The organism is Micromonospora vinacea (assembly GCF_015751785.1).
In the GTDB taxonomy this organism is placed as follows: domain Bacteria; phylum Actinomycetota; class Actinomycetes; order Mycobacteriales; family Micromonosporaceae; genus Micromonospora; species Micromonospora vinacea.
Genome location: NZ_JADOTY010000001.1, coordinates 3,000,015 through 3,026,109 on the forward strand (window position 1 = coordinate 3,000,015; position 26,095 = coordinate 3,026,109).

Annotated in this window: 26 protein-coding genes, 1 tRNA gene and 1 other RNA gene; 21 read left to right on the forward strand and 7 right to left on the reverse strand. The window is 71.7% G+C overall.

Going from position 1 to position 26,095, the window contains the following annotated elements; genetic code table 11:
• Positions 1-229: 229 nt before the first annotated feature.
• Positions 230-826, reverse strand: coding sequence for an Rv3235 family protein (locus IW249_RS14385; protein ID WP_196921226.1), 597 nt, complete (start codon positions 824-826; stop codon positions 230-232).
• 417 nt (positions 827-1,243) lie between these two features.
• Positions 1,244-1,471, reverse strand: a complete 228-nt coding sequence (locus tag IW249_RS14390; protein ID WP_196921227.1) for a helix-turn-helix domain-containing protein — start codon at positions 1,469-1,471, stop codon at positions 1,244-1,246.
• A gap of 215 nt (positions 1,472-1,686) precedes the next feature.
• On the opposite strand from IW249_RS14390, the gene IW249_RS14395 reads away from it, so the two are divergent.
• Positions 1,687-2,196: a DUF6912 family protein gene (locus IW249_RS14395; protein WP_196921228.1), complete on the forward strand. Its 510-nt coding sequence runs from the start codon at positions 1,687-1,689 to the stop codon at positions 2,194-2,196.
• A gap of 52 nt (positions 2,197-2,248) precedes the next feature.
• Here IW249_RS14395 and IW249_RS14400 read toward each other — a convergent pair whose 3' ends face one another.
• A complete protein-coding gene (locus IW249_RS14400) occupies positions 2,249-3,397 on the reverse strand; it encodes a hypothetical protein (RefSeq protein ID WP_231392529.1) in 1,149 nt (382 codons plus the stop codon).
• 291 nt (positions 3,398-3,688) lie between these two features.
• On the opposite strand from IW249_RS14400, the gene pruA reads away from it, so the two are divergent.
• The 10 genes from pruA to IW249_RS14450 all read left to right on the forward strand — a co-directional run bounded on the left by pruA (position 3,689) and on the right by IW249_RS14450 (position 12,537).
• Positions 3,689-5,317, forward strand: coding sequence for an L-glutamate gamma-semialdehyde dehydrogenase (pruA, locus tag IW249_RS14405; protein WP_196921229.1), 1,629 nt, complete (start codon positions 3,689-3,691; stop codon positions 5,315-5,317).
• A gap of 176 nt (positions 5,318-5,493) precedes the next feature.
• Positions 5,494-6,009 carry a PadR family transcriptional regulator gene (locus IW249_RS14410; protein ID WP_196921230.1) on the forward strand — a complete coding sequence of 172 codons (516 nt, stop codon included), beginning with the start codon at positions 5,494-5,496 and terminating at the stop codon, positions 6,007-6,009.
• Between the two features lie 121 nt (positions 6,010-6,130).
• On the forward strand, positions 6,131-7,252 hold the full coding sequence (gene prfB, locus IW249_RS14415) for a peptide chain release factor 2 (protein WP_196921231.1): 1,122 nt from the start codon (positions 6,131-6,133) through the stop codon (positions 7,250-7,252).
• 118 nt (positions 7,253-7,370) lie between these two features.
• Positions 7,371-8,051 (forward strand): cell division ATP-binding protein FtsE, encoded by a 681-nt coding sequence (ftsE, locus tag IW249_RS14420; protein WP_030331491.1) that lies wholly within the window; start codon positions 7,371-7,373, stop codon positions 8,049-8,051.
• A gap of 67 nt (positions 8,052-8,118) precedes the next feature.
• Positions 8,119-8,994 (forward strand): permease-like cell division protein FtsX, encoded by an 876-nt coding sequence (ftsX, locus tag IW249_RS14425; RefSeq protein WP_196921232.1) that lies wholly within the window; start codon positions 8,119-8,121, stop codon positions 8,992-8,994.
• 148 nt (positions 8,995-9,142) lie between these two features.
• Complete coding sequence (gene smpB, locus IW249_RS14430; protein ID WP_112582503.1) at positions 9,143-9,622, forward strand: SsrA-binding protein SmpB; 480 nt, start codon at positions 9,143-9,145, stop codon at positions 9,620-9,622.
• A gap of 104 nt (positions 9,623-9,726) precedes the next feature.
• Positions 9,727-10,102, forward strand: a transfer-messenger RNA (tmRNA) gene (gene ssrA, locus IW249_RS14435).
• A 71-nt stretch (positions 10,103-10,173) separates the two neighbouring features.
• The gene (locus IW249_RS14440) at positions 10,174-10,851 is read left to right on the forward strand and encodes a hypothetical protein (protein WP_196921233.1); all 678 of its coding nucleotides are present in this window, start codon (positions 10,174-10,176) and stop codon (positions 10,849-10,851) included.
• A gap of 173 nt (positions 10,852-11,024) precedes the next feature.
• The gene (locus tag IW249_RS14445) at positions 11,025-11,534 is read left to right on the forward strand and encodes a hypothetical protein (RefSeq protein ID WP_231392531.1); all 510 of its coding nucleotides are present in this window, start codon (positions 11,025-11,027) and stop codon (positions 11,532-11,534) included.
• 49 nt (positions 11,535-11,583) lie between these two features.
• On the forward strand, positions 11,584-12,537 hold the full coding sequence (locus IW249_RS14450; protein WP_196921234.1) for a hypothetical protein: 954 nt from the start codon (positions 11,584-11,586) through the stop codon (positions 12,535-12,537).
• A gap of 6 nt (positions 12,538-12,543) precedes the next feature.
• Here the strand turns inward: IW249_RS14450 and mdlC are convergent, their stop codons facing one another.
• Complete coding sequence (gene mdlC / locus IW249_RS14455; protein WP_196921235.1) at positions 12,544-14,139, reverse strand: benzoylformate decarboxylase; 1,596 nt, start codon at positions 14,137-14,139, stop codon at positions 12,544-12,546.
• Positions 14,140-14,461: 322 nt separating this feature from the next.
• Between mdlC and IW249_RS14460 the strand changes: the two genes are divergently transcribed.
• Both IW249_RS14460 and IW249_RS14465 read left to right on the forward strand, forming a co-directional pair.
• Positions 14,462-15,052 carry a YqgE/AlgH family protein gene (locus IW249_RS14460; protein WP_030490862.1) on the forward strand — a complete coding sequence of 197 codons (591 nt, stop codon included), beginning with the start codon at positions 14,462-14,464 and terminating at the stop codon, positions 15,050-15,052.
• A gap of 88 nt (positions 15,053-15,140) precedes the next feature.
• A tRNA-Ala gene (locus tag IW249_RS14465) sits at positions 15,141-15,213 on the forward strand.
• A 146-nt stretch (positions 15,214-15,359) separates the two neighbouring features.
• Here the strand turns inward: IW249_RS14465 and IW249_RS14470 are convergent.
• Together IW249_RS14470 and IW249_RS14475 are read right to left on the reverse strand one after the other, a co-directional pair.
• Positions 15,360-15,620: a YciI family protein gene (locus tag IW249_RS14470; RefSeq protein WP_196921236.1), complete on the reverse strand. Its 261-nt coding sequence runs from the start codon at positions 15,618-15,620 to the stop codon at positions 15,360-15,362.
• Positions 15,621-15,761: 141 nt separating this feature from the next.
• Positions 15,762-15,884: a 50S ribosomal protein L36 gene (locus IW249_RS14475; RefSeq protein ID WP_030490864.1), complete on the reverse strand. Its 123-nt coding sequence runs from the start codon at positions 15,882-15,884 to the stop codon at positions 15,762-15,764.
• 124 nt (positions 15,885-16,008) lie between these two features.
• Here IW249_RS14475 and IW249_RS14480 point away from each other — a divergent pair, with 124 nt between their 5' ends.
• Positions 16,009-16,929: a lytic polysaccharide monooxygenase auxiliary activity family 9 protein gene (locus IW249_RS14480; RefSeq protein WP_196921237.1), complete on the forward strand. Its 921-nt coding sequence runs from the start codon at positions 16,009-16,011 to the stop codon at positions 16,927-16,929.
• A 27-nt stretch (positions 16,930-16,956) separates the two neighbouring features.
• Here IW249_RS14480 and mgrA read toward each other — a convergent pair whose 3' ends face one another.
• Positions 16,957-17,952 (reverse strand): L-glyceraldehyde 3-phosphate reductase, encoded by a 996-nt coding sequence (gene mgrA, locus IW249_RS14485; RefSeq protein WP_196921238.1) that lies wholly within the window; start codon positions 17,950-17,952, stop codon positions 16,957-16,959.
• Between the two features lie 70 nt (positions 17,953-18,022).
• On the opposite strand from mgrA, the gene IW249_RS14490 reads away from it, so the two are divergent.
• From IW249_RS14490 to IW249_RS14520, 7 genes are all read left to right on the forward strand, one after another.
• Entirely contained in the window at positions 18,023-19,003 is a 981-nt protein-coding gene (locus tag IW249_RS14490) for an aldo/keto reductase (protein ID WP_196921239.1), read from the forward strand.
• Complete coding sequence (locus IW249_RS14495; protein ID WP_112582361.1) at positions 19,000-19,506, forward strand: hemerythrin domain-containing protein; 507 nt, start codon at positions 19,000-19,002, stop codon at positions 19,504-19,506. Before IW249_RS14490 ends, IW249_RS14495 begins: the two co-directional genes overlap by 4 nt.
• A 55-nt stretch (positions 19,507-19,561) precedes the next feature.
• The gene (locus IW249_RS14500; RefSeq protein ID WP_196921240.1) at positions 19,562-20,806 is read left to right on the forward strand and encodes a sensor histidine kinase; all 1,245 of its coding nucleotides are present in this window, start codon (positions 19,562-19,564) and stop codon (positions 20,804-20,806) included.
• Complete coding sequence (locus tag IW249_RS14505) at positions 20,803-21,453, forward strand: response regulator transcription factor (protein ID WP_196921241.1); 651 nt, start codon at positions 20,803-20,805, stop codon at positions 21,451-21,453. Before IW249_RS14500 ends, IW249_RS14505 begins: the two co-directional genes overlap by 4 nt.
• 76 nt (positions 21,454-21,529) lie before the next feature.
• Complete coding sequence (locus tag IW249_RS14510) at positions 21,530-22,606, forward strand: hypothetical protein (RefSeq protein WP_196921242.1); 1,077 nt, start codon at positions 21,530-21,532, stop codon at positions 22,604-22,606.
• A gap of 56 nt (positions 22,607-22,662) precedes the next feature.
• Positions 22,663-24,123 carry a magnesium chelatase ATPase subunit I gene (locus IW249_RS14515; RefSeq protein WP_196921243.1) on the forward strand — a complete coding sequence of 487 codons (1,461 nt, stop codon included), beginning with the start codon at positions 22,663-22,665 and terminating at the stop codon, positions 24,121-24,123.
• Positions 24,123-26,078 carry a vWA domain-containing protein gene (locus IW249_RS14520; protein ID WP_196924791.1) on the forward strand — a complete coding sequence of 652 codons (1,956 nt, stop codon included), beginning with the start codon at positions 24,123-24,125 and terminating at the stop codon, positions 26,076-26,078. Before IW249_RS14515 ends, IW249_RS14520 begins: the two co-directional genes overlap by 1 nt.
• The last annotated feature ends 17 nt before the right edge of the window (positions 26,079-26,095 follow it).

A 26,095-nucleotide genomic window follows, 5' to 3' on the forward strand; every position in this document is an offset into this window, starting at 1 on the left:
TCGGCCCGGCTCGGGCTCGGCCCGGCCCGGGCTCGGCCCGGCTCGGGCTCGGCCCGGCTCGGGCTCGGCCCGGCTCGGGCTCGGCTCGGCTCGGGCTCGGCTCGGCTCGGGCTCGGCTCGGCTCGGCTCGGCCCGGCCCGGGCTCGGCCCGGCCCGGGCTCGGCCCGGCTCGGTCCGGGGTGTTCCGGCAGGCTGGGCCTGGCCGGGATGATCGGCCCGGGTGGTGTGGTCAGAGCACGTGTAGGGCAGTGCATAGCCAGCGACCCCGGCGATGCTCGAGGCGCAGGGCCATCGCCCAACTTCGACCGCCCGCACCGGTGAGGACAGCTGCCGCCTCCACCGCGGCTTCCCGGGGCTCGCAGACTCGCAGGCGTAGGAGGCGGACCAGTGGCCGGCCGGTACGGCGGCGCGATGTTCCGGCCCGGCCGGACGCGCGGGCGAGTTCGGTCAGCAGGTCGCCCGCTCGGGCCGGGTCGAGCAGCGCTCGCACCTGAGCCGGCGAACGGTAGCCGTTGACCACCTCCACGCAGGTGCCGACGAAGCGGTGGGCGGCTCGGGTGGTTTCCGGAGCGGTTGCTGGCGGCAACGAGGCGGCCGGGTGGGTGGTGGGGGACCGGTCAGGCACTGGTCGCAGCACTGCTCGCCGCACTGGCGGCCGGACCGGGTCGGCTCGGGTGGCAGCGAACAGGTCGAGGGCGAGCTGACCGTCGGTCAGTGCCGGCCAGTACGACCCGTCGGTCTCGTCAAGGTATGGCGGGTCGAAGGGCGGGACGGGGCGCAGCCGTACGGGCGGTCGGGAAGGACCGGGTCGCGCTCCGCTCATCATGGCCCCCTCGATCTTGCGTTTACCTTCGTTTGCCTCCGACAAGCTCGATTCTGAGTGACGGAGCGGCCTCGGTCAATGGCTTCGTGGCGGCCGACGTGCGGCAAGGCGCATGATCCACTCGCGTTCCTTGATGTCGTGGTATCCGAGCAGCCCCGACACCCCGACTTCCGCGCAGCCGAGTGGATCATGCGCGGGCTGGCGAGTGGGCGGACCTGGGCCGGGCGACCGGACAAGGCCAGGCGGGGCGGGCGAGGCGCAGCGGGTCCCAGTCGGGCGGGCCGGCCCGGCGGGCAGGTCAAGGTCAGTCGGGCGGGCCGGCCGGTCGGGCAGGTCAAGGCCCGGCGGGTAGGCCAAGGCCAGTCGGGTAGGCCAAGGCCAGGCGGGCCGGGCAACGTAAGGCCGGTGGGCTGGGCTCTGCTACTCGGGGTCGCGGTCGACCAGCGGGTTGCTCTGCACCCAGTCTGCGGTTTCGTGGTATTTGCGCGCTATGTACTCTTCCAGGCGAGCGCGCTCGACGCGCCACTGACCGCGCCCGCCGATCTTGATCGCCGGCAGTTCGCCGCTGCGCACCATGTGGTAGACCTGCGAGTCCGACACGTTGAGCTCAGTGGCCACGTCGGAGAGCAGCAGGAACCTCGGCTCCACAGGAACTCCCGGGGTTGATGTCGTTTGGCTCAGTTTGCCACCGACAGCCCCGACCGCCCAGCATCCAGCCCGGGTCGGTGGCAGGCCAACCACGGGGACACACCGGCTGGGAACTTCCTCCGGCCGGAGGCGGGGTGTATGACGGTCACGGCGTGCGGCATGATCTGCGCCCGTGCCGGCGGCCGCCGGTGGAGGACGACGCGGGGAGACGACCGGTGACCGACGAGCTTGTCCGGGTGTACGTGCCGGCGACCGTACCGATGCTGGCCCGGCTGCGTGACGAAGGGCTGGCCGCCGAGCAGGCGCACGCCGTCACCCCGGCGCTGCGCGAGTGGTACGCCGAGGGTGACGAGGAGGAGTTGGAGTACGTCGCGTTCACCCGGGCTGCCCAGGACGCCCTGCACCTTCTCCGCGCCGACCCGAAGGCTCCCCGCCGTCGCGTCGTCGTCTCGGTCGACCTGCCGTCGGGCGCGGTCGGACGCGGTGACGGTGAGCTGGGCTCCAGCACGGTGTCGCTGATCGACACCGTGCCGGTGGGTGCCGTCGCGGCCATCCACGTGGACGGCGTTGACGCGGTCGACGAGGTCGGCGCGGCGGCCGACGTGGTGGCCGAGGCGGCAGCCGGTGACCCGGACGCCCAGTTCACCGTCGACAGCGCCGAGGACCACGAGTTGGAGTGGTACGACGTGACGGAGCTGGACCAGCTGCTACGCGCGAGCGACTGAGCCGGACACCCGGCCCCGGCAGCCTGAGCCGGACACCGGCCCCGGCCCGTCGTCAGCGGGTCGGATCCGCCTTGGCGGGCTTCGCCTTGGCAGGGTCGGCGTCGAACGTCTCGGCCGGGTCGGCGTCGAACGTCTCGGCTGGCTCCGCGTCGAACGCCTTGGCGTAGCCCGGCTTGTCGTCCTCCGGGTCGACCTGGTCTGCGACGGGGCTCGGGCTGTCGACTGGTTCGTCGTCGTCGGTCTGGGCCGGGCTGAGCGTGCGGCCGAACGCGATGAGCGCGGTCAGCGCCCCCACGAAGAGCACCCAGATCCCATTGTCCACCCGCGAGGTGCCCAGCGAGGTCTGCGCCACCGCGTCCGCCTCGCTGAGCGCGCTGGCGAGGTCGAGCAGGGACCGGCCGCCGATCCGGATGATCACCTCGGCGAGCAGCAGGAGGAGCCCAGGGCCGGCGCCGGCGAGCAGGTACGCCGGCCAGCGCAGCGCCGGGGTCTCGGGATCGCGGCGGACGGCTCGACGCCGTGCCCAGGTCAGGTAGCCGAAGGCCAGGAGCCCAGCCAGTAGCCCGGCGACGAGCGATTCGGTGCGGGACACCCACTTGGCCGCGTTGATCAACGATTCTTGGCTGTCGCCAGCACCGAAGAGGTCGAACAGCGGGTCCCGGGCGCGGCTGAACGCGACCACGAAGATCAGCGTGCCCAGCGCGGCGGTGACCACGGCGCCGATCGCCGGGGCGGTCCGCGCACCGGCCAGCGCGCCACCGATGATCGCCGCGGCGGCCGTGGTGCCGGCGATCACGTTGGTGGTGGACGTGTCGAAGTAGGTGAGGTTGATCGCCACCGCGGCAGCGAGGCCGACCAGCATTCCGCCGCCGATCGCCCCGGCGAATCGCAGGGTGGCCCAGTCGCCGTACCGGCGGGCCAGCAGGTTTCCACCGGCCAGCGCGACGGCCGCCCCGGCCACCAGCGCGGCCGAGATCACGCCGGGCAGGGCGAACGCGGAGAGGCTGATCGCGGTGACCCCGGCCGCCGCCGAGGTGATGGCCTCCCGGGTGGACCAGAGCATGGCGGCCAGCCAGCCGAGCGCCAGCAGCGCGAGCACTGCGGCGCCGGGCGCGGGCAACGGCCGACTGCCGGTACTGGCCGCGTCGACCGCGGGCTCGTCCGACTCGGCGGCCGGGACGCGGCCGGGCTGCTTGGTCATCGTCTCCCCTTCGAGGCGGCAGGTCACCGACCATTCAGGGTACGCGGGCCCGCTGGGCTGCCTGTCGCCCCGGGACGGCGGGACGGATCGAGACCGGTCGGTAAGGGGAGGAGGGGTGGGGCGGTCCTTGGCGCAGGGCGGTGGCGGAGGTGGGCCGTGCGGCCCGTCATGGGAGAATCACGGGAGGTCCCGCCGCTGCTCGGCCTCCCGTGCGGCGTCCGGTGTCCGGCCGTCCGGTCGGTGCCCGCGGGTCCGGTTTCGCCACTGCTGTCGAGATCGCCAGGAGCCTTGATGGATGCCGTGTTCTCCGTTCCCGAGCCGCGCAACGAGCCGGTTCGCAACTACGAGCCGGGCAGCCCCGACCGGGACCGGCTCCAGCGGCGGCTGACCGAGCTCGCCGCCGAGCGCATCGACCTGCCGATGACCATCGGCGGTGAGCAGCGGATGGCCGGCGGTGACCCGATCAACGTGGTGCAGCCGCACAAGCACGCCCACGTGCTGGGTGTGACCGGGCACGCCACCCACGACGACGCGCGTGCCGCCACCAAGGCCGCCAAGGACGCCGCGCCGATGTGGCGGGCGCTGCCCTTCGAGGAGCGCGCCGCGATCTTCCTGCGTGCCGCCGAGCTGCTCGCCGGGCCATGGCGCGACACCCTCAACGCCGCCACGATGCTCGGCCAGTCGAAGACCGCGATCCAGGCGGAGATCGACGCGGCGTGCGAGTTCATCGACTTCCTGCGGTTCAACGTGCACTTCGCGCGTCGCCTGCTCGAGGAGCAGCCGGCGTCCTCGCCCGGCGTGTGGAACCGTTTCGACCACCGCCCGCTGGAGGGCTTCGTCTACGCGGTGACCCCGTTCAACTTCACCGCCATCGCCGGCAACCTGCCGTCGGCGCCGGCCCTGCTGGGCAACACTGTGGTCTGGAAGCCGGGCCCGACCCAGCAGTTCGCCGCGCACTTCACCATGCGGCTGTTCGAGGCCGCCGGCCTGCCGCCCGGCGTGATCAACATGGTCACCGGCCGGGGCGAGGAGGTCTCCGATGTCGTGCTCGCCGACCCGGAGCTGGCCGGCATCCACTTCACCGGTTCGACGAAGGTCTTCCAGCAGTTGTGGCGGACGGTGGGCGACAACATCGCCCGGTACCGGGGCTACCCGCGTCTGGTCGGCGAGACCGGCGGCAAGGACTTCGTCGTCGCGCACACCAGCGCCGACGTGGACGCTCTGCACACCGCGCTGATCCGTGGCGCGTACGAGTACCAGGGCCAGAAGTGCTCGGCGGCCTCCCGGGCGTACGTGCCGCGCTCGATCTGGGAGGGTGGGCTGCGGGACCGCCTGGCCGCCACCGCCGACTCGCTGACCTACGGCGACGTGGCCGACTTCAGCAACTTCGGCGGCGCCGTGATCGACGACAAGGCGTTCGCCCGGCACACCGCCGCGCTGGAGCTGATCGCCGGCGACGACAGCTGCCGGGTGCTGGCCGGTGGCACCGCCGACGACTCGGTCGGCTACTTCGTGCGGCCGACGCTCTTCGAGTGCGGCGACGCCGCCCACGAGACCTTCACCACCGAGTACTTCGGGCCGATCCTGGGCGTGCACGTGTTCGACGACGCCCGTTTCGACGAGGTGGTCGCGCAGGCCGAGTCGATCGCCCCGTACGCGCTGACCGGCTCGGTGTTCGCCACCGACCGCCGGGTCGTCGAGTCGGTCGGCGAGCGGATGCGGTACGCGGCCGGCAACTTCTACATCAACGACAAGCCGACCGGCGCGGTGGTCGGGCAGCAGCCCTTCGGTGGCGCCCGCGCCAGCGGCACCAACGACAAGGCCGGCTCCTGGCTCAACCTGGTCCGCTGGGTCTCCCCGCGGACGATCAAGGAGACCTTCGTGCCGCCGACCGACCACACGTACCCGCACATGGGCTGACCGGCGACGACCCGCCGGCGGCGCGCGTGGCGCCGCCGGCGGACGCCCGGAATGTCGCAACCCATCGATAGTCCTCAACGGACAGTCTGTCGCCGACAGTGCACTTAGGAAGTCCTGTTGGGTGGCAAACTGGCAAATCCTGGACGCCGGGTGCGCAAAGTGGCAGCGTAGTGGGCATGGCGGATTCCGGAGTCAACCCTACGGCGGCGGCCCTGCTCGGCCTCCTCCACGAGGGCCCGATGACAGGCGGTCAGTTGATGGCCGCCGCTGAGCGCCGTCTGGCGCCGTACTGGTCGATGACCCGCAGTCAGGTGTACCGCGAGTTGCCGGTGCTGGCTGAGCGGGGTTTCGTGCGGCTCGGCAAGCCGGGTCCGCGGATGAGCCAGCCGTACTCACTGACCGCCAGCGGAAAACGGACGTTTTCCCGCTGGCTCGCGGAGAACCCGGGGAAGGACACCATCCGCAACCCGATCGCGCTGCGGATGGCGTTCGGCAACCTGCACTCCGCCAGCCAGCTCAAGGGCCTGTACGCCTCGGCCAACGAATACCACACCGAGGCCCTCGCGCAGGTCCGGGAGCAGGTGAAGAACGCCAAACGGGACGGCGAGACGTACGACGCCAGCGCGCTGGAGTTCGCCGTCGCCTACCACCGGGCTGCCCTGTCGTGGCTGAAGTCCGCCCCCGTCGGGTGACGATCAACAGGTTCCCGCATAGGGAACGAGCTGCGCCGCGCCCGAGGGCCCAGGGCCGATTTGGCGCGGACCTGCGGGGCTCGCAAGCTCACTCCTCGTCCGCGCAGTACGCTTGTCTGTCGTGACCGCTGCCGATTACGCCGAACAGCTCAAGGAACTCGACGCGACCCTGCGAAACATCGAGGCCGTCCTCAACATCGACCGTCTGCACGAGGACAAGGCCCGCCTTGAGCAGGAGGCCTCCGCCCCCGACCTGTGGGACGACCAGGCCAAGGCCCAGGCGGTGACCTCGCAGCTGTCGTACGTCAACGGCGAGATCAGCAAGCTGGGCAGCCTGCGTTCCGGCCTCGACGACGCCCAGGTGCTGCTGGAGCTTGCCGAGGCGGAGGCCGACCCGGGCGTGCTGACCGAGGTCGAGTCGGAGATCACCGGGCTGACCAAGGCCATCCAGGAGATGGAGGTCCGCACCCTGCTCTCCGGCGAGTACGACTCCCGGGAGGCGCTGGTCGCCATCCGGGCCGGCGCGGGTGGCGTGGACGCGGCGGACTTCGCCGAGATGCTGCTGCGCATGTACCTGCGCTGGGCGGAGCGGCACGGCTACCCGACCGAGGTCTACGAGACCTCGTACGCCGAGGAGGCGGGCCTGAAGTCGGCCACCTTCGCGGTCAAGGTGCCGTACGCCTACGGCACGCTCAGCGTCGAGTCGGGCACCCACCGGCTGGTCCGGATCAGCCCGTTCGACAACCAGGGCCGTCGGCAGACCAGCTTCGCGGGCGTCGAGGTCCTGCCGGTCACCGAGCAGACCGACCACATCGACATCCCGGAGAACGAGGTACGGGTCGACGTCTACCGCTCCTCCGGACCGGGTGGGCAGAGCGTCAACACCACCGACTCGGCGGTGCGGCTGACCCACATCCCGACCGGCATCGTGGTGACCTGCCAGAACGAGAAGTCCCAGCTGCAGAACAAGGCCTCCGCGCTGCGGGTGCTCCAGGCCCGGCTGTTGGAGCGCAAGCGCCAGGAGGAGCAGGCCAAGCTCGAAGGGCTCAAGGAGAACGCGGCCGGCTCGTGGGGCGACCAGATGCGCTCCTACGTCCTGCACCCGTATCAGATGGTGAAGGATCTCCGAACTGAGCAGGAGACCGGCAATCCGAGCGCGGTCTTCGATGGCGAGTTGGACGGTTTCATCGAAGCGGGAATCCGTTGGCGTAAGCAGCGGCAGCTCGCCGGCGACGGTGCGTGACGGGGTGCGGGCGGAGCGCTTCGTCGATCTCCAGGTAGAAGCCTGATTCGACGACTCGCGCCGGATCGGCGGGGCGTGGGGCTTGGCTCAGTTGTTACACCGCGTAGACTCACCACCCGTGATTCAGCTTGAGCAAGTGACGAAGACGTACCCGAAGGCGTCCCGGCCTTCGCTCGACAACGTGTCCGTCTCGATCGAGAAGGGCGAGTTCGTCTTCTTCATCGGTCCATCCGGCTCCGGCAAGTCCACGATCATCAAAATGCTGCTGCACGAGGTGGCCCCCAACAAGGGGCGCGTCGTCGTCAACGGCAAGGACGTCACGTCGATGCGCTCCTGGAAGCGACCCCACTTCCGGCGTTCGATCGGCTGTGTCTTCCAGGACTTCCGGCTGCTGCCCAACCGCACCGCCTACGAGAACGTGGCGTTCGCCCTCGAGGTGATCGGCAAGACGAAGGCGGTTGCCCGCCGGGTCGTGCCGGAGGTGCTGGAGCTGGTCGGGCTCGGTGGCAAGGAGCACCGCTACCCGCACGAGCTCTCCGGTGGTGAGCAGCAGCGGGTCGCCGTCGCCCGGGCGTTCGTGAACCGTCCGCTGATCCTGCTGGCGGACGAGCCCACCGGAAACCTGGACCCGGACACCTCGATCGAGATCATGCGTCTGCTGGACCGGATCAATCGCACCGGCACGACCGTCGTGATGGTCACCCACGACTCCAACATCGTGAACCAGATGCGCCGCCGCGTCGTTGAGATTGAGAGCGGTCGCATCGTGCGTGACCAGGCCCGCGGCGTCTACGGGTGAGCCGGCGCTCCACCCCTGCGCAGCCTGACGACGAACACCTCATGCCGGAGACCCGGAGGAAATCCCGATGCGCGTGAAATACGTCCTGTCCGAGGTACTGGTCGGACTGTGGCGCAACGTGACCATGTCCATCGCGATGATCATCACGATGGCGGTCTCGCTGACCATGCTCGGCGCCAGCGGTCTCATGTACCGCCAGGTCGACGACATGAAGGACCTCTACTACAAGAACATCGAAGTCTCGATCTTCTTGACCCAGGAGGTGACCGAGCAGGAGCGCACCGAACTGCAGACCAAGCTCGACAGTGACCCCCTGGTCAAGGACGTCCTCTACGTCAACAAGGACGAGGCGTACAAGCGCTTCAAGGAGATGTACCAGGACGCGCCGGACCTGGTGAACGCCGTGAAGCCGGACCAGCTGCCCGAGGCGTTCCGGCTCAAGCTGAACAACCCGGAGCAGTACAAGGACGTCTACGACCAGTACAAGGACACGGCGGGCGTCGAGGAGATCATCGACCAGAGTCGACTGCTCGACAAGATCTTCAACATCCTCACCTCGATCCAGAACATCGCCCTGGCTGCCGCCATCGTGATGGCGATCGCCGCCCTGCTGCTTGTCGCGAACACCATTCAGGTGGCCGCGTACAGCAAGCGGCGTGAGGTAGCGGTCATGAAGCTGGTCGGCGCGTCCAACTGGTTCATCCAGGCGCCGTTCGTGTTGGAGGCCGTGGTGGCCGGCCTGATCGGTTCACTGCTCGGCCTGGTGGCTCTGGTCGCGGCGAAGTATCTGCTCTTCGACGGGTCGTTGAGCGCGTTGCAGGGTCTGCTCTCGCCGATCACCTGGGGCGACATCCTGTTCATCTTCCCGTTGATGGCCGGCGTCGGTGGTCTGGTCAGCGCGGGCACCGCCTGGATCACCCTGCGCTTCTACCTGCGGGTCTAGGCACCGTACGGGTCGTCCCGTCATCTCCCGGGGACCCTCCCGCGGCCGGAAATAAACGGCGCGGGAGGGTCCTTGTCGTTCAGGTAGCATGATCGGTTGTCCGGCCGGGGTGAACCCGGCCGTTGACGAAGGAGAGGGGGTGGCACCGATGCCACGGGAAAAGGGGCGCAAGGTGGTCGCCTCCAACAAGAAGGCGCGCCACGACTACGCCGTCCTCGACACGTACGAGGCGGGCATGGCGCTGACCGGCACCGAGGTCAAGTCGCTGCGGGCCGGGCGAGCGTCGCTGGTCGACGCGTTCGCGCAGGAACGTGACGGCGAGCTCTATCTGCACTCGATGCACATCCCGGAGTACACCCAGGGCACCTGGACCAACCATGAGCCCCGGCGTACCCGCAAGTTGCTGCTCAACCGGGCCGAGATCGACAAGCTCCTCGGCAAGACCCGCGAGGGCGGTTACACGATCGTCCCGTTGCAGGTCTACTTCTCGGACGGCTGGGCCAAGGTCGAGATCGCCCTGGCCAAGGGCAAGAAGTCGTACGACAAGCGTCAGGACCTCGCCAAGCGGGACGCGGACCGGGAGATCGCCCGGGTGTCCGGTCGACGCGGCAAGGGCATGGACGACTAGTTCATCCCGTTTGTCCGGGTCGGCGAGCCGGCCCGGGGCTCGGGATGAAAGCTGTTGCGGCAGGCGTTAGTCTTGTCAGTGCCGCCACATCGGCGGCCTGTCGAGGGGGTGACTGGTTTCGACTTCGTACGCAGCGACAGGGGAAGCGAGCCGAGGAAGCCGACGTCGTCTCGAGAATCGGTCGTCGGAAACTTATAAGCGCCAAGAACAATCGCGCTGACTTCGCTCTCGCCGCCTGAGGCGAGTAGCTAAGTCTGTCGGCCTGGGAACGCCTTCGTCCCAGTAGCCGGCATCAGCTAGGAGGCTGGCCAATCGGACCCGGTCGCGGGGTCCGTGCGGCGAGATTAATCAGCGACTGGGCCCGTCACACCAACTTGCTCGCGTGAGCGGTGGGGCCGAGTAGAGGCACAGCGAGCTGCGCTCGGAGAAGCCCTGACAAACCGGCGAAGGACCCGGGTTCGATTCCCGGCACCTCCACCACCTCGAACGAAGCGCCCCGGCCCACCAGCCGGGGCGCTTCGTTGTGTCGGGCGGGTCTTACGCTGCCTCCTGTGACCAACCAGGAGCTGCGCCTGTCGGTCGGCGCGTCGCCCGGTCAGCGCGTCGTGGCGGTGGTGGCCGGCGTCCTCCTCGCGGCGGTCGGCGCGGCGTTCGTGGCGCTGCCCCTCGTCGCCGACGGGCTGCTGCGTCGGCTGACCGGCCCGGGTGACGCGTTCGCCTCCTATGAGGAGGCTCGCGACCTGCCACCGGGGTTGCTGCCGCCCGGGCTACGCGACTCCGCCGACCCGAACCAGTCCGGTCCCAGCCCTTTCATCGGCCTGTGTGGTCTGCCGTTCGTCCTGCTCGGCCTCTACCTCGTGCTGCGGGTGCTCCGCACGGCCGCCTGGCTGGACGGCAGCCGCGCGCGGGTACGCGGTGCGCTGCGCACCCGCACCGTCGACCTCGCCACCGCCCGGATCGAGTCCGGCGTGGTGTCGTACCGCGAGGCGGACGACGATGGTCCGGGCGGCGGAGCGCGGGTGCGGGCCATCCTCGCCACCAACAGGGGGAGTACGCGGGGGGTCACCATCCCCCTGCGCGGCATGGGACTGCCCAGCCTGCCGCCCCCCGAGCTGCGGGCGCTGGCCGAGGCGATCACGACCGGTCGGCCGGGCGACGGTCGGGACACCGACGCGCACGCCGTGGCCGACCACCTGCGCCGCCTGGCGGAGCGCCCGTCGAGCGACTGAACCGGGCGTACGTCCCGCGGGGTCTGTGCGGCGCCCAGGGGTCGCACCAGTGCGGCTGGTGGGGCCGTTGGGGCCAACGGGGCAGATGAGGCGGTGCGGGGCCCTGGACAGGGCGGGCCGGGCAGCCTCACCATCGCGGTATGGGATAGCAGAGCCGCCGCGCGGGAGGTGCCATGGTCACCGGTCCGGTCCAGCAGCCGTCACTCGTCGCCCGACCGCGCGTCGCGCAGCCGGCGGGGCTCCCCGCCGATCCACATTCCCTCGGTCTGCCCGGCGAGCCGCGCCCGGCCGGCCTCGCCGGTGACGTGCACGCCCTCGGCCGGGCCGTCGCCGTCGCCGTCACCGAACCGCGCTGGCGCGAAGACGTTCTCCTTCGGCTGCGCCCGGTGCGACAGGGCTTCGCCGAGCACGTCCGGGCCACCGAGGGCCCCACCGGCCTCTACCGGGAGTTGCTCAACCAGTCGCCGCGACTGGACCACGGCGTGCGGCTGCTGACCCGGGAGCACGTGGCGATAGTCGCCGCGATCCTGGCGGTCCAGCAGATCGCCGAGCGGCCCGAGGCGCACCCCGACGAGCTGCGGCATCGGGCCGGGCACCTGCTGCGGAGGTTGGCCCGGCACCGGCGGCGGGGCGCCGACCTGCTCTGGGAGGCGTACCAGACGGATCTGGGTGGCGAGACCTGAGTGGGCCCAGGTCGGGAACCGGCCGGTCGGCGGACGCGTCGAACCGTACATGCGTCGATCGGCTCTGTTGCTCGTACTCCCGTTCCTGCTCACGGCGGGCTGTGCCGCGACCGACGCTGGCCCGGCCGACGGCCCGCGCAGCCCCACGCGCGGCGCGGACGCGTTCGACCAGCGGGCCGGTCAGGTCGCCGAGGCGTGGCGGCCCGGTCCCGACTGGCGCGCGGGCTACGTGCCGTTGGAGGGGCCGACACTGCTCACCGGTGACCCGGGCTTCACCCCCGACACCGAGGCGGCCTTCCGGGCCGGGTGGTACCGCGCGCAGGTCGGAATCCCGCCCACCCGGGTCGGCGGCGAGATCCAGTTCCCGGACGGACGGCTGAGGCTGCCGTTGGTCAGCGCCGCCGAGGCGTACCGGCAGCTCGACCAGGGTGACCCGCTGCCCTGCCCGGGGCGGCCCAAGCGGCCCGGCCGACCCACCCCCGGCGGCCCCACCGTCGAACCAGGGCCGGACGGGTGGGCCACGAGCAGCACACAGACCGCCTGTCTCCCGCTCACCGTCACCGCTGTCACGTTCGGCGCCGCGCCGGTCCGCACGAGCCGCGGTGTGGCGCAGGTCCCCGCCTGGCTGTTCACCATCAAGGAGCTGGCCACGCCGGTGGTCCGGCTCGCCGTCGCGCCCACGGCGATCACTCCCGTCCCCGAGCCGATCGCGCCGGCCCGGCCGCTGCCGGACGGGTTGGTGGCGGCCCAGGACCTGGCAGCTGTCGACGGCGCCCGGCTGACAGTGCGGCTCGGCGTCGGCGCCTGCGACACCGGGATCACGCCGTTGGTGTGGGAAGGGCCCGACGTCGTGGTGGTCGGTGGCGGCGTCACCCGGGCCACCGGCGAGTGCATCGCCCTGCTGAAAGTGGAGCCGGTCACCGTCACCCTCGCGGCGCCGCTGGGCAGCCGGCCGGTGCTGGACGTCTTCACCGGTGCCCCGCTGTCGATAGCACCGCGCTGACGCGGTTCAGAGGATGCGGGGCACGTCGGTGCTGATCGGCACCGGCAGCACAGTGGGCCGGTCGGCGCGCAGCCCGGCGGCGAGCGCCGCGCCGAGCTGGTCGGGGGTCTCCACCACCTGCGTGGCACAGCCGTAGCCGGCCGCGATCGCGATGATGTCCAAACCCGGCAGGTCCAGGCCGGGCACCCCGGGAGTGTGCTTCAGCTCGGCGAACGCCTTGAGGATCGCGTACTGCTGGTTGACCGGGACGACGACCACCACCGGCAGTGCCAGGCGCGCGGCCGTCCAGAGCGCCTGCACCGAGTAGTGGAAGGAGCCGTCGCCGATCACCGCCACCACCGGACGACCGCGCCCGGCGTTCCGCTCGGCCAGTGCGATGCCGACCGCTGCCGGCAGGCCGTAGCCGAGGCCGCCGCTGGCCATCGTGAAGTACGACGCGGGGCGGGTGATCCGCAGCTGACGACGCAGCGCGGACAGGTTGGAGGGTGACTCCTGGACCAGCACGCCGTCGGTGGGCCAGTGCGCGGCCAGGGCGGCGAACAGGGCGTCGGCGCTCAGCGGGGTGCCGACCTCCGGCGGCGGCAGTGCTTCCCGTCGCGTGGGCGCCGGCCGGTCGCTCGGCGGCACCCGTTCGACAAGCTCAGCCAGGGCCAGCCCCGGATCGCTGAGCAGGCTGTCACCGACCGGGGCTCGCGCGGCCTCGTCCGGGTCGTCGGTGATGTGCAGCAGTCGGGCGCCGTCGGGCAGGTGCCCACCCGGCACGTACGGGTAGTAGCGGAACACCGGGGCGCCGATGACCAGGACCGTGTCGTGCCCGCGCAGCGCCTCGGCGAGCGGGCCGATCGCGTACGGGAGCACGCCGCGGAAGTGCGGGTGGTCCTCGGGGAACACCGCCCGCTCGGGGGCGGGAGCCGACCAGACCGGCGCGGCGAGCCGCTCCGCCAGCGCGACAGCGGTCGGCCAGCCTCCGGAGCGGTCCACCCCCGGCCCGTACACGAGCACCGGGTTGCGGCTGCCGGCCAGCACCCGGACGAACTCCTCCATCCGTTGGGGGTCCGGCGCGAACCGGGTGGCCACCGTCCGCGGCGCGGGCGGCGGGTCGGCGGGCTGGGCCCAGTCGTCCATCGGCAGGGAGAGGAAGACCGGCCCGGCCGGTGGCTGCACCGCCGTCGCGTAGGCCCGCAGCATCGCCGCGGGGATGTCCTGCGCGCGGGCCGGCTCGTAGGCCCACTTCACGTAGGGCTGTGGAAGCTCGGTGGGTCGGCGGCTGGCCAGCCGGGGTTCCAGGAGCAGCATCTCCCGGGTCTGCTGGCCGGCGGTGACGATCAGCGCGGTCTTGTTGTGCCAGGCGGTGACCAGGTTGCCCATGCCGTTGCCGGTGCCCGGGGCGGTGTGCAGGTTGACGTGGGCGGGCAATCCGCTGGCCTGGGCGTAGCCGTCGGCCATCGCGACGGCCGTCGCCTCCTGCAGCGCGTGGACGTAGTGGAAGTCGGCGGGGAAGTCCTGGAGGAACGGCTCTTCGGTGGAGCCGGGGTTGCCGAAGACAGTGGTCATGCCGAGGGTGCGGAGCACGTCGTACGTCGCGTCCCGGACAGTTGCCATCGCCACCCGCCTCCGTGTCGCGGGCAGGGGCGACCGCGGTCGCCCTCCCGATCAGCCGAATCTATCGGGATGTGACGGACCTTTCGGGCGTTTCTCAGCCGTCGGTGGTCCCGATCCGTCGATCATCGGGAGGTCTGTAGCCGGGTGCAGCGGCCCTTCGTCTTAACTGTCCGATCACCCGCCGGTCAGACCTTAGCCAGCACCCAGGACGCAGGCTATGGTGCCAGGCATGGCGTTGACAGCGCGGCTGAACCCGATGCGGTGGGCGGATCCGGTCGATGACCGGCCCTCGGCGCGGGCTCACGGTTGACGGGTGTGTGGCATGCAGGGAGAGGGCCAGGCGATCGGCGGACGAGCGATGGAGTCGATGACCGGGCGGCTGCTGGTCGCGACTCCGGCGCTCAAGGACCCGAACTTCGACCGTACGGTGGTGCTGCTGGTCGCCCACGAGCCGGGCGGCGCGCTCGGCGTGGTGCTGAACCGGGCCACCGAAGTGCCGGTGGCCGAGGTGCTCGGTGACTGGAGCGACCTGGCCCGCCACCCGGCGGTGCTCTTCGAGGGTGGCCCGGTGCAGCCCGACTCGGCCATCTGCCTCGCCCGGATGCGGCACCCGATGCGCCGGCTGAAGGGCTTCCACCAGGTTTCCGGGGCGGTCGGCACGATCGACCTCTCGGTCGACCCGGAGCGGCTGCGGGAGAGCATCGGCGGCATCCGGGTCTTCGCCGGCTACTCCGGCTGGGGCAGCGGCCAATTGGAGCAGGAGATCGCCGACGGGTCCTGGTTCGTGCTGGACGGGCTGCCCGGGGACGCCTTCGTCGACCGACCCGACGACCTGTGGCCGATGGTGCTGCGCCGGCAGGGCGGGATGATGGCCGCCGTCGCACACTTCCCGCCGGACGTGGCACTCAACTGACCCGGCTCGGCGAGGGACCCCGCGAGATGACCATGCGGGCCCGTCTGTGTATAGTTTCCCAGTGCCCGGGCGACCGGGACAACAGCAAGGGGCCGTGGCGCAGCTGGTAGCGCACCACACTGGCAGTGTGGGGGTCAGGGGTTCGAGTCCCCTCGGCTCCACCCTTGAGAAACGCCCTGGTCGGGACAATCTGACCAGGGCGTTTGCTGTTTCTGGCGGTGCCGTCAAGGGCCGTCCCTGCGGCCCTCGGTGGACCGGCACCCCGCAGTCCCGGGGTGCCGACCACCGCGATCATGAGACTGACCGGCTACCTGACGATCGGTGACCACTCCCGCTGGCCGGCGATCGTCACCCCAGGGGTGCGGTAATAGGGGTCGGCGGCGACGATCGCGGCAAACGCTTCGGCGTCCGGGACGTCGAAGACCAGCAGTGCTCCGGAGTCGTCGGCGAACGGCCCGGCCATGACCAGCCGGCCTTCCTGGTGCAGGGCCTGGAGACGCTCCCGGTGCGCCGGTCGGGCGGCGAGCCGGTCGGGTTCGTCGCCGAAGGACAACTCCAAGACGAACACGGTTCCTCCTCATCGGGGCGGCCTCTCCAAGCACCCTAGTCGATCCGCCAGAGACCCTCCCGCGGTGAGACGTACGCGAAAACGCCCCGACCGGATGACCCGGTCAGGGCGTTGGCGACTAGATGTCCGGTAAGGGCTAAATCAGCCCTGACGGCTCTTCCACTGCGGGTTGGCGCGGTTCACCACGACCACCCGGCCGCGACGGCGGACCACCACCGAACCCGGCTTCTGCTTCAGTGCACGCAACGAGCTACGTACCTTCATCTCTGCCTCCTCGGTGCAAGCGGTTCCGAGTATCGAAACGCCACACCCACCTGCGGGATTCCCGACCGGTCAGCGTCGAACCTTTGCCGCCCCGCAGCCGTACCAGTGGGCGGAGGTCATCCTCATGCCCGTACGCCGGCTCCTCGCCACGGTGCTGGTCGCTGCCGCGACAGTGCCCCTGGCCGCCACACCCGCAGCCGCCCACGGTGCCCCGACCGACCCGGTCAGTCGCGCGGCGGCCTGCGGCCCCGTGGGCCGGTACGCGGCCACCAGCGCCTGCCGGGCGGCGATCGAGGCCGGCGCGGCGGTGCGCGAATGGGACAACGTACGCGTCGCGGCGATCAACGGGCGAGATCGGGAACGGATCCCGGACGGTGAGTTGTGCAGCGGCGGACTGTCCGCGTACCGGGGGTTGGATCTGCCCCGCACCGACTGGCCGAGCACCGAGCTGACCGCCGGAGCGAAGTTCACCTTCCGGTACCGGACCACCATCGAGCACCGGGGCACCTTTCGGCTCTACGTCACCACAGCCGACTACGACCCGCGCAGGAAGCTCACCTGGGCTGATCTGGAGTCGCGTCCGTTTCTGACGCTGACCGACCCGCCCGTGCGGGCCGGGGCGTACCAGTTGGCGGGTCGGCTGCCGGCGGGCCGCAGCGGCCGACACCTGATCTACACGATCTGGCAGAACTCCAACACCCCGGACACCTACTACTCCTGCTCGGACGTGGTGTTCCGGGGCGCCAAGGCCACCGCCGCCCCGTCGAAGGCCGCCGCGAAGAAGAGCGCGGCGGCTGCGCCGCGTACCGCTGCCAGTGGGCCAACCCCCACCGAGTCCGCGGTGGCGGCGGCGGCCGACCCGGGCGTGCCGGTGGCGTCGGTGACCGACCTCGGCCGTCGGTGGCCGGTGCTGGCCGGCGCCGCCGCCGTGCTGGTCCTGGCGCTGCTGATCGGCGCCGGACGGCGCCGCCGCAGCGCCGCCGCACCGGTCGGCAGGCAGTGCGAGGTCCGCAACCACCGGGCCGGGCGGCGCCGGATCTGGTGACCCGGCCCGCCCGGGGCCCGGCCGGGCTCAGCCCAGGTGACGCTCGATCTCGGCCAACTCGTCGGCGGTGAAGTCGAGGTTGCCCAGCGCGGCGATGTTCGTCTCCAACTGCTCCACACTGCTCGCCCCGATGATCAGGCTGGTCATCCGCGGGTCACGCAGCGCCCAGGCCAACGCGAGCTGAGCGAGGGACTGGCCGCGCCGCTGGGCGACAGCGCCGAGCCCACGGATGGTGGCCATCTTCTCCTCGCTGAGGTCGCTCTCGTTGAGGAAGACGCTGGTGCGCACCCGCGAGTCGGCCGGGATGCCGCCCAGGTAACGGTCGGTCAGCAGGCCCTGAGCCAACGGGCTGTACGCGATGCAGCCCGCGCCGACCTGCTCCAGCGTGTCGAGCAGGCCGTCGGACTCGGTCCAGCGGTTGAGCATCGAGTACGACGGCTGGTTGATCAGCAGCGGCGTACCCAGGTCACGCAGGATCGCGGCGGCCCGCGCGGTCTGCTCCGAGTTGTAGTTCGAGATGCCGACGTAGAGCGCCTTGCCGGAGCGGACGACGGCGTCGAGCGCCCCCATCGTCTCCTCCAGCGGGGTGTCCGGGTCGAACCGGTGCGAGTAGAAGATGTCTACGTAGTCCAGCCCCATCCGGCCCAGTGACTGGTCCAGCGACGAGATGAGGTTCTTGCGCGAGCCCCACTCCCCGTACGGGCCGGGCCACATCAGGTACCCGGCCTTGCTGGAGATGACCAACTCGTCCCGGTACGGCTTCAGGTCGGTGGCGAGCATCCGGCCGAAGTTCTCCTCCGCCGAACCGGGCGGCGGGCCGTAGTTGTTGGCCAGGTCGAAGTGGGTGACACCCAGGTCGAAGGCGCGGCGCACGATGTCGCGCTGCCGTTCGAACGGGCGGTCCGGACCGAAGTTGTGCCACAGGCCGAGCGAGACGGCGGGCAGCCGCAGGCCACTGCGCCCGCTGCGCCGATAGGTCATGGTGTCGTAGCGGTCATCCGCGGCGAGGTAGGTCACGATCATGAGCCTAGCTCCGGCTCAGCCTGGCGCGGATCGGGCGTGGAAACCGGGACATCGGGGTAGTTTCGACGCCATGCGTTTCATTGCGCTCGACACCCCGAAACCGCTGTCCAAGATCGGGTTGGGCACCTGGCAGTTCGGCTCCCGGGAGTGGGGCTACGGCCCGGACTTCGAGAAGCAGGCGGCGCAGATCGTCCGGCGGGCCGTCGAGCTGGGCGTGACGGTCTTCGACAGCGCAGAGGTCTACGGCTTCGGGCGCAGCGAACGCATCCTCGGCGCGGCCCTCGGCGACGACCGGCCCAAGGTGGTGGTCGCCAGCAAGATCCTGCCGGTGCTGCCGGTCGCAGCGGTGGTGCAGCAGCGGGCGGTCGCCTCGGCGGCCCGGCTCGGCGTCACCAGCATCGACCTCTACCAGGTGCACCAGCCCAACCCGCTGGTCGCCGACCACACCACAATGCGCGGCATGCGGACCCTGCAGGACGTCGGGCTGGTCGGCGAGGTCGGGGTGAGCAACTACGGGCTGCGCCGCTGGCAGGTCGCCGAAGCGGCGCTCGGCCGGCGGGTGCTCAGCAACCAGGTCCGCTACAGCATGCTGGACCGCGCACCCGAGCAGGACCTGCTGCCGTACGCGCGCCAGGCCGGTCGGGTGGTCATCGCGTACAGCCCGCTCGCGCAGGGCTTCCTCTCCGGCCGCTACGACGCCAGGAACCCGCCCACCGGCGCGGTCCGGCGCGCCAACCCGTACTTCCTGCCGGAGAACCTGGAGCGCGGCGCGGCGCTGATCGACACAGTGCGCCAGGTCGCCGACGCCCACGACGCAACCCCCAGCCAGATTGCACTGGCCTACCTGCTGCGCCACCCCAACGTGCTCGCCATCCCCGGCGCGTCCGGAGTCGAGCAGATGGAACGCAACGCCGCCGCCGCCGACATCGACCTCGCCGACGACGAGTACACGGCGCTGGCCGAGGCCGCGAAACGCTTCCGCCCGATCACCGGACTCGCCGCGATGCCGGCGATGCTGCGTGCCCGGTTCGCCAACACCACCGGAAAGTGAGCACAGTGGACGACATCACCGCGCTGATCCTGGACGACCACGCCGCCTTCCGGCGTGGCTTCGCCCGCCTCGACGACGCCCGCGACGAGCAGGAGATGCTTGCCATCTGGGACGCCCTCGCCCTGCACCTGGACATCCACGCCGAGGCGGAGGAGGCGATCCTCTACCCGCACCTGGTCAAGCACGGCGACGACGGCGAGGACGAGACCGCCGACGCGATCGGCGACCACAACAAGATCCGCGACGCCATCGCCGAGGCGAAGCTGCACCCGGTCGGCTCGGACCAGTGGTGGGAAGCGGTCGGCACGGCCCGCCGGGAGAACAGCGAGCACCTGGCCGAGGAGGAAGACGAGGCGCTGCCCGACTTCCGCCGGCACGCCAGCACCGAACTCCGCGCCGAGCTGGGCCAACGCTGGCTGACCTTCTACGGCGAGCACAAGAACGGCCGCAACCTGCCCTTCCGCGACAAGGACCCGCAGCAGTACGTCGCCGACCACCGCTGACATCTCCCCGACGCGGGGGAGTTGCCGGGACCGGTCCGGGCAGCAGAATGGCGAGGTGAACCTCCGAGCGGCGCTGGCCCCGCTGGTCGCCGGCACCACCTGGCGACGCGGCGTGTTCCTGCTGCTCGGAGGCGTGCTGGCGCTGCCGTACGGACTGCTCGCGGTGACCTTCGGCCAACTGCTCGCCGACTCGGCGATTCCGCGCCCACTGGTCTACGTCCTGCTGCTCATCGCGGTGCTGATCGCCGTGGTCCCGTTGCTGCTGGACGGCAGCCGGGCCCTGGAGATCGCCGCCGTCCGGGCCCTGCTCGGTGTCGACCTGCCCGAACCCGCGCCCGGACACCACGGCGACCGGGAGACCCGGCTGCGCAGCGCGCTCTGGATCGCCACCCACCTCATCGTCGGCGCGCTGGTGATGATCGCACTGTTCAGCGCCCTGCCGATGGCGCTGGCGTTCATCGCCCAACAGTTCGGCGTCGGCACCGAGCTGACCAGCCGGGAACAGTTCGGGCCGCTGGACGGGCAGGACAGCGGATGGCTGACAGTGACCGGGGTGCTCCTGCTGGTCGGCCTCGGCTACGTCGTCGCCGGGCTCGGCGCGCTCGCCGGGTCCATGGCACCGGTGCTGCTCGGCCCGGCTCAGGCGGAACGGATCGCCGCCCTCGAAGCACAGGCCACCCGGCTCGCCGAACGCAACCGACTGGCCCGGGAGCTGCACGACTCGGTCGGACACGCGCTGACAGTGGCCACCCTCCAGGCCGGGGCCGCCCGCGAGGTCCTCGACACCGACCCGGAGTTCGTCAGGCGGGCGCTCACCGCCATCGAGGACGTCGGGCGGACCGCGATGGACGACCTCGACCACGTGCTCGGGCTGCTCCGGGAGAACGGACGCGACAGGCCCGTGGTGGCGCCGCAGCGTACCCTCGCCGACCTGGACCGGTTGGTCACCGACGCCCGCGCGGCCGGCCTGGCCGTGGACGCGCACCGCGCCGGCGACCCGGCCCGGGTGCCCGCGGTGGTCTCCCGGGAGGGCTACCGGATCGTCCAGGAAGGACTGACCAACGCGGCCCGGCACGGCCACGGGCCGGTGACGGTACGCCTGGACCTGCACAGCGACGCCCTGGAGTTGGAATTGGTGAACGCGATGAGCCGCCCCGGACGGGTCCGGCCGGGGCGGGGCGGTCGAGGCCTGGACGGCATGCGGGAGCGGGTGCTGCTGCTCGGCGGCCGGATCACAGTGGGCCCGGACGGCGACCGGTGGCTGATCCGTGCCCGCCTGCCCTACGAGGAGACCCGATGACCACTGGGGTGCTCATCGTCGACGACGACGAGCTGATCCGGATCGGGCTGCGAGCGATCATCGACGCCCAACCCGACCTGCACGTGCTCGCCGAGGCCGCCGACGGTGCCGAGGTGCCGCCGCTGGTCGCCCGGCACAGGCCCGACGTGGTGCTGATGGACGTGCGGATGCCCGGCATCGACGGCATCCAGGCCACCCGGCACCTGCTGGCCACCTCCGCCGACCCGCCCCGGGTGCTGGTGGTCACCACGTTCGCCAACGACGAGTACGTCTACGAGGCGCTGCGCGCCGGCGCCTCGGGGTTCCTGCTCAAACGGTCCCGGCCCGCCGAGGTGGTGGAGGCGGTCCGGGTGGTCGCTGCCGGTGAGTCGCTGCTCTTCCCGGCCGCGATCCGCCAACTGGTCGGGGCGTACGGTCCGGCGGGCGGCGACCGGTTGACCGCCGCCCGGCTCACCGAACGGGAGGCCGAGGTGCTGCGGTTGATGACCACCGGACGGTCCAACCCGGAGATCGCCGCGCACCTGGTGGTCGGGGTGGAGACGGTGAAGACGCACGTCGGCAACGTGCTGGCCAAGCTGGGCGTCCGCGACCGTACGCAGGCGGTCATCGCCGCCTACGAGTCCGGCTTCGTCACCCCGTCGGGCTGATCGGTCCCTCCACCGAGGGAGTGGGTTCACCGCCTGCCGGGAGGGAACCGATCGGCCGTCGGACCAGGCTGAGAGCATGACAACGATCACTGCCTCCCGACCCCGTGCCGACTCCCGCTGGCCGGACCGGCTCGCCCCACTGGCCGCTGGTTGGCTCGGCCTGTGGGGCGTGCTCGCCCTGATCGGCACCCTCACCGGCGCCGGCTACCCGTTCGGCCCGAACGACCCGCATGGCGGCGACGTCAGTTTGCTGCGTCTGGTGCCGGTGGAGGTGGCCACCCCGCTCTTCGCCGGCGTACTGCTCACCGCCGCGGTGGCCGCCCTGGCCATGAGCCGTCCGGCGGCGCGCCCACCCGGCCCGCTGCGGGCGCTGCTCGCCGGCTACGGCTGGGCGGTCGCGTTCGTGCTCGTCATGGTCGTGCCGGATGTCCGAGTGCTGATCGTTCTCGGCTACCTGCCAATCCTGATCGTCGGCGCGCCGTTCGGCTGGCCACCGATCGACTACTCCGACGTCTTCAACTGGGCGCTGTTCGGCCGGTTCGCGGCGCTGGCCGGCGGGCTGCTGCTGGTCGGGGCGGTGCTCGCCTGGCAGCGGCGTACCGCCGGGGCCTGCGTCGGCTGCGGCCGCGCCGACGCCGGCCAGCGGTGGACCACCCCGGCCGCCGCCACCCGCTGGGGCCGCTGGGCCGCCGGCATCGCCGCGGCCATCCCCTTCACGTACGCGTTGACCAGGTTCGCCTGGGCGGCCGGCTTCCCGCTGGGCATCTCCCGGGAGTTCCTGACCGAGATGCAGGACAGCGGGCTGGTCTGGGCCGGGTTCGGGCTGGCCGCGTTCGCCACCGTCGGCGCGATCCTCACCCTCGGACTGGTGCAGCGCTGGGGCGAGCGGTTCCCGCGCTGGATGCTCGGGCTCGCCGGCCGTCGGGTGCCGGTGAAGCTGGCCGTGGTACCGGCCACCCTGGTCGCCATCTCCGTGACCGCGGCCTCGCTGGGGCTGCTCAGCAATCCGAAGTTCTGGGAGCTGACCGGCGGGTTGAGCATCACCGGGGCGCCGATGCTGCTCTGGCCGGTGTGGGGCGTGGCGCTCGGCGCGGCCACCTACGCGTACCACCTGCGCCGCCGCGGCACCTGCCAGCGGTGCGACCGGGGCTGAGGGTGGTGGCGGGGGTGCCCCTGATGCCCGGGGCGCCCCCGCGAATGTGAGCTAGCGTGGGTCGGGTGACTGCGCCTACCCCGGTAATCCCGGTTCCACCGGCCGACCTGCCCGGCACGCTCGGCGCGCTTCGGGCGGCCGGTCACCAGTACCGCACCGTCAAGCAGGAACTCCGCGACAACCTCCTCGCCCGGATGCGTTCCGGCGAGACCCGTTTCCCCGGCATCGTCGGCTACGACGACAGCGTGCTGCCCGAGGTCGAGCGGGCCCTGCTCGCCGGGCACGACATGGTGCTGCTCGGCGAGCGCGGCCAGGGCAAGACCCGGCTGATCCGCTCGCTGGGCGCGTTGCTCGACGAGTGGACCCCCGTTCTGCCCGGCTCGGTGCTCAACGAGCATCCGATGCACCCGCTCACCCCGGCGTCCCGCGCCCAGGTCGCCGAGGCCGGTGACGAACTGCCCATCGGCTGGCTGCACCGCTCGATGCGCTACGGCGAGAAGTTGGCCACCCCGGACACCAGCGTCGGCGACCTGATCGGTGACGTCGACCCGATCCGCATCGCCCAGGGTCGTACCCTCGGCGACCCGGAGACCATCCACTTCGGGTTGGTGCCGCGCACCAACCGGGGCATCTTCGCCGTGAACGAGCTGCCCGACCTGGCCGAGCGCATCCAGGTGGCGCTGCTCAACGTGTTGGAGGAGCGGGACATCCAGGTTCGCGGCTACCAGCTGCGCCTGCCACTGGACCTGCTCCTGGTGGCCAGCGCCAACCCGGAGGACTACACCAACCGGGGCCGGATCATCACCCCGCTCAAGGACCGGTTCGGTGCGGAGATCCGCACCCACTACCCGGTCGACCTGGAGTTGGAGCTGGCGCTGATCCGCCAGGAGGCCGACCTGGTCGCCGAGGTGCCGGAGCACGTCCTGGAGGTGCTGGCCCGCTTCGCCCGCGCCGTGCGGGAGTCGCCGTCGGTGGACCCGCGCTCCGGTGTCTCCGCCCGATTCGCCATCGCCGCCGCCGAGACTGTCGCCGGTGCCGCGCTGCGTCGCGCCGGGCTGCTCGCCGCTTCCGACACCCCGGACGGGCGCTCCGAGGCCGCCGTCGCCCGCGTCGGCGACGCGGTGTCGGTGACCAGCACGCTGCGCGGCAAGGTCGAGTTCGAGAGCGGCGAGGAAGGCCGGGAGATCGAGATCCTCGCGCATCTGCTGCGTACCGCGACCGCCGAGACGTTCCGGGCACACCTGGCCGGGCTGGACCTGTCCGGTTTCACCGCCCTGGTCGACGACGGCGCCGCGATCGAGACCGGTGAGTTGGTCAGCGCCGCCGAGCTGCTGCGCCAGGTCGGCACCGTACCTGGGCTGGCGAAGGTCCTGGACCGGCTCGACCTGGGCGACGCGCCCACCTCGGAGGAGGCTGCCGCCGCCGTCGAGTTCGTGCTGGAAGGGCTGCACCTGACCCGCCGGCTCGGCAAGGACGTCACCGACTCGGGGCGCACCGTCTACGGCGGCCGGGGCTGATCGTGGCCGGCAACCGGTTCCGTTACGGGCAGTGGAACGGCGGGCCCGACCCGCTGGCACCCCCGTACGACGTGCGCGAGGCGGTGGACGCGGTCGGCGCCGAGGTGCTGGCCGGCGGCAGCCTGCGGGAGGCGCTGCGCGACCTGTTGCGCCGGGGCCCGCAGGGGCGGGGCGGCCTGGACGACCTGGCCGCCCGGGCGCGGCGGTTGCGCCGGGAGGCGATGCGCAGGGGTGACCTGGACGGCGCGGTGACCCGGGCCCGGGCGTTGCTCGACCAGGCCCTCGCCGCCGAGCGGGACGAGCTGCGGGGTCGCGACGACGACGACGCCCGGTTCGCCGAGGCGGTACTGGACAACCTGCCCCGCTCGACCGCGCGGGCGGTGGAGGAGCTGTCCGGCTACCAGTGGGCCAGCGACGATGCCCGCCGCTCGTACCAGCAGATCCTCGACCAGCTCCGCGACGACGTGCTCGGCCAGCGCTTCGCCGGGCTGCGCGACGCGGTGCGCGCCTCCGCCGACCCGGCCGCCCAGCAGCGGCTCGCCGAGATGATGGGCGACCTGAACGACCTGCTCGCCCGGCACGGTCGCGCGGAGGACACCACCGACGCGTTCGCCGAGTTCATGCGCCGACACGGCGACTTCTTCCCGGAGAAGCCGGAGACCGTCGACGAGTTGATCGACGTCCTGGCCCGCCGGGCGGCGGCCGGTGAGCGGCTGATGAACTCGCTCTCCGAGCGGCAGCGCGCCGAGCTGGCCGGCCTCATGCAGCAGTCGCTCGGCGACCGCCTCGCGGGGGAGTTGTCAGCGCTCGACGCGAACCTGCGGGCACTGCGGCCCGATCTGCGCTGGGGGCGGGGCGAGCGGGTCCGTGGCGACCAGCCGCTGGACTACGCCGACGCGGCCGGCGCGCTGGGTGAGATCGGCGAACTGGACGACCTGCTGGACCAGCTCGACCAGGAACACCCGGGGGCGACCCTCGACGACGTGGACGTCGACGCGGTGGCCCGCACGCTGGGCCGGGACGCGGCCGACGACGTTCGCCGGTTGCGCGACCTGGAGCGGGAACTGCGCCGCCAGGGTTGGGTGAGCCGGGACGCGGAGGGTCTCACCCTGAGCCCGAAGGCGCTGCGCCGGCTCGGCGGGACCGCGCTGCGGCAGGTCTTCGCCGAGTTGACCGCCGGGCCGCGCGGCCAGCACGACCTGCGCTCGGCCGGTGCGGCGGGCGAGGTCAGCGGCGGGTCCAGACCCTGGGAGTACGGCGATGAGCAACCGTTGGACGTGGTCCGGACGCTGACCCGGGCGGTCAGTCGGGCCGGGCCGACGGTTCCGGTGCAGCTCGCGGTCGACGACTTCGAGGTGGTGGAGACCGAGAGGCGGGCCTCGGCCGCTGTGGTGCTCTGCGTCGACCTGTCGTACTCGATGATCTCTCAGGGTCGTTGGGGGCCGATGAAGCAGACGGCGCTGGCGCTGGCACACCTGATGGAGACCCGCTTCCCGCAGGACGCCCTGCAGATCGTGGGCTTCGGCCGGGAGGCGATGGCGCTCACCCAGCAGGAGTTGGCGGCCGTGGAGCCGGACATGGAGCAGGGCACCAACCTTCAGCACGCGCTGCGGTTGGCGGGCCGGCACCTGCGCCGGCACCCGGACGCCGAGCCGATCGTGCTGGTGGTCACCGACGGCGAGCCGACCGCCCACCTGGACCCGGACGACGGGGAGGCGCTGTTCCACTGGCCGCCGCTGCCGGAGACGATCGAGGCGACGGTGCGCGAGGTGGACCGGCTGAGCCGCTACGGCGCCACGCTCAACCTGTTCATGCTCGGCGACGACCCTGGCCTGCGGCGCTTCGTCGACGCGGTGGCCCGCCGCAGCCGGGGCCGCATGTTCACCCCGGACACCGACGACCTGGGCGAGTACGTGGTCAGCGACTACCTCCGCTCCCGCCAATCCCGCCGCTAACTCGCGGTGGGGCGGGT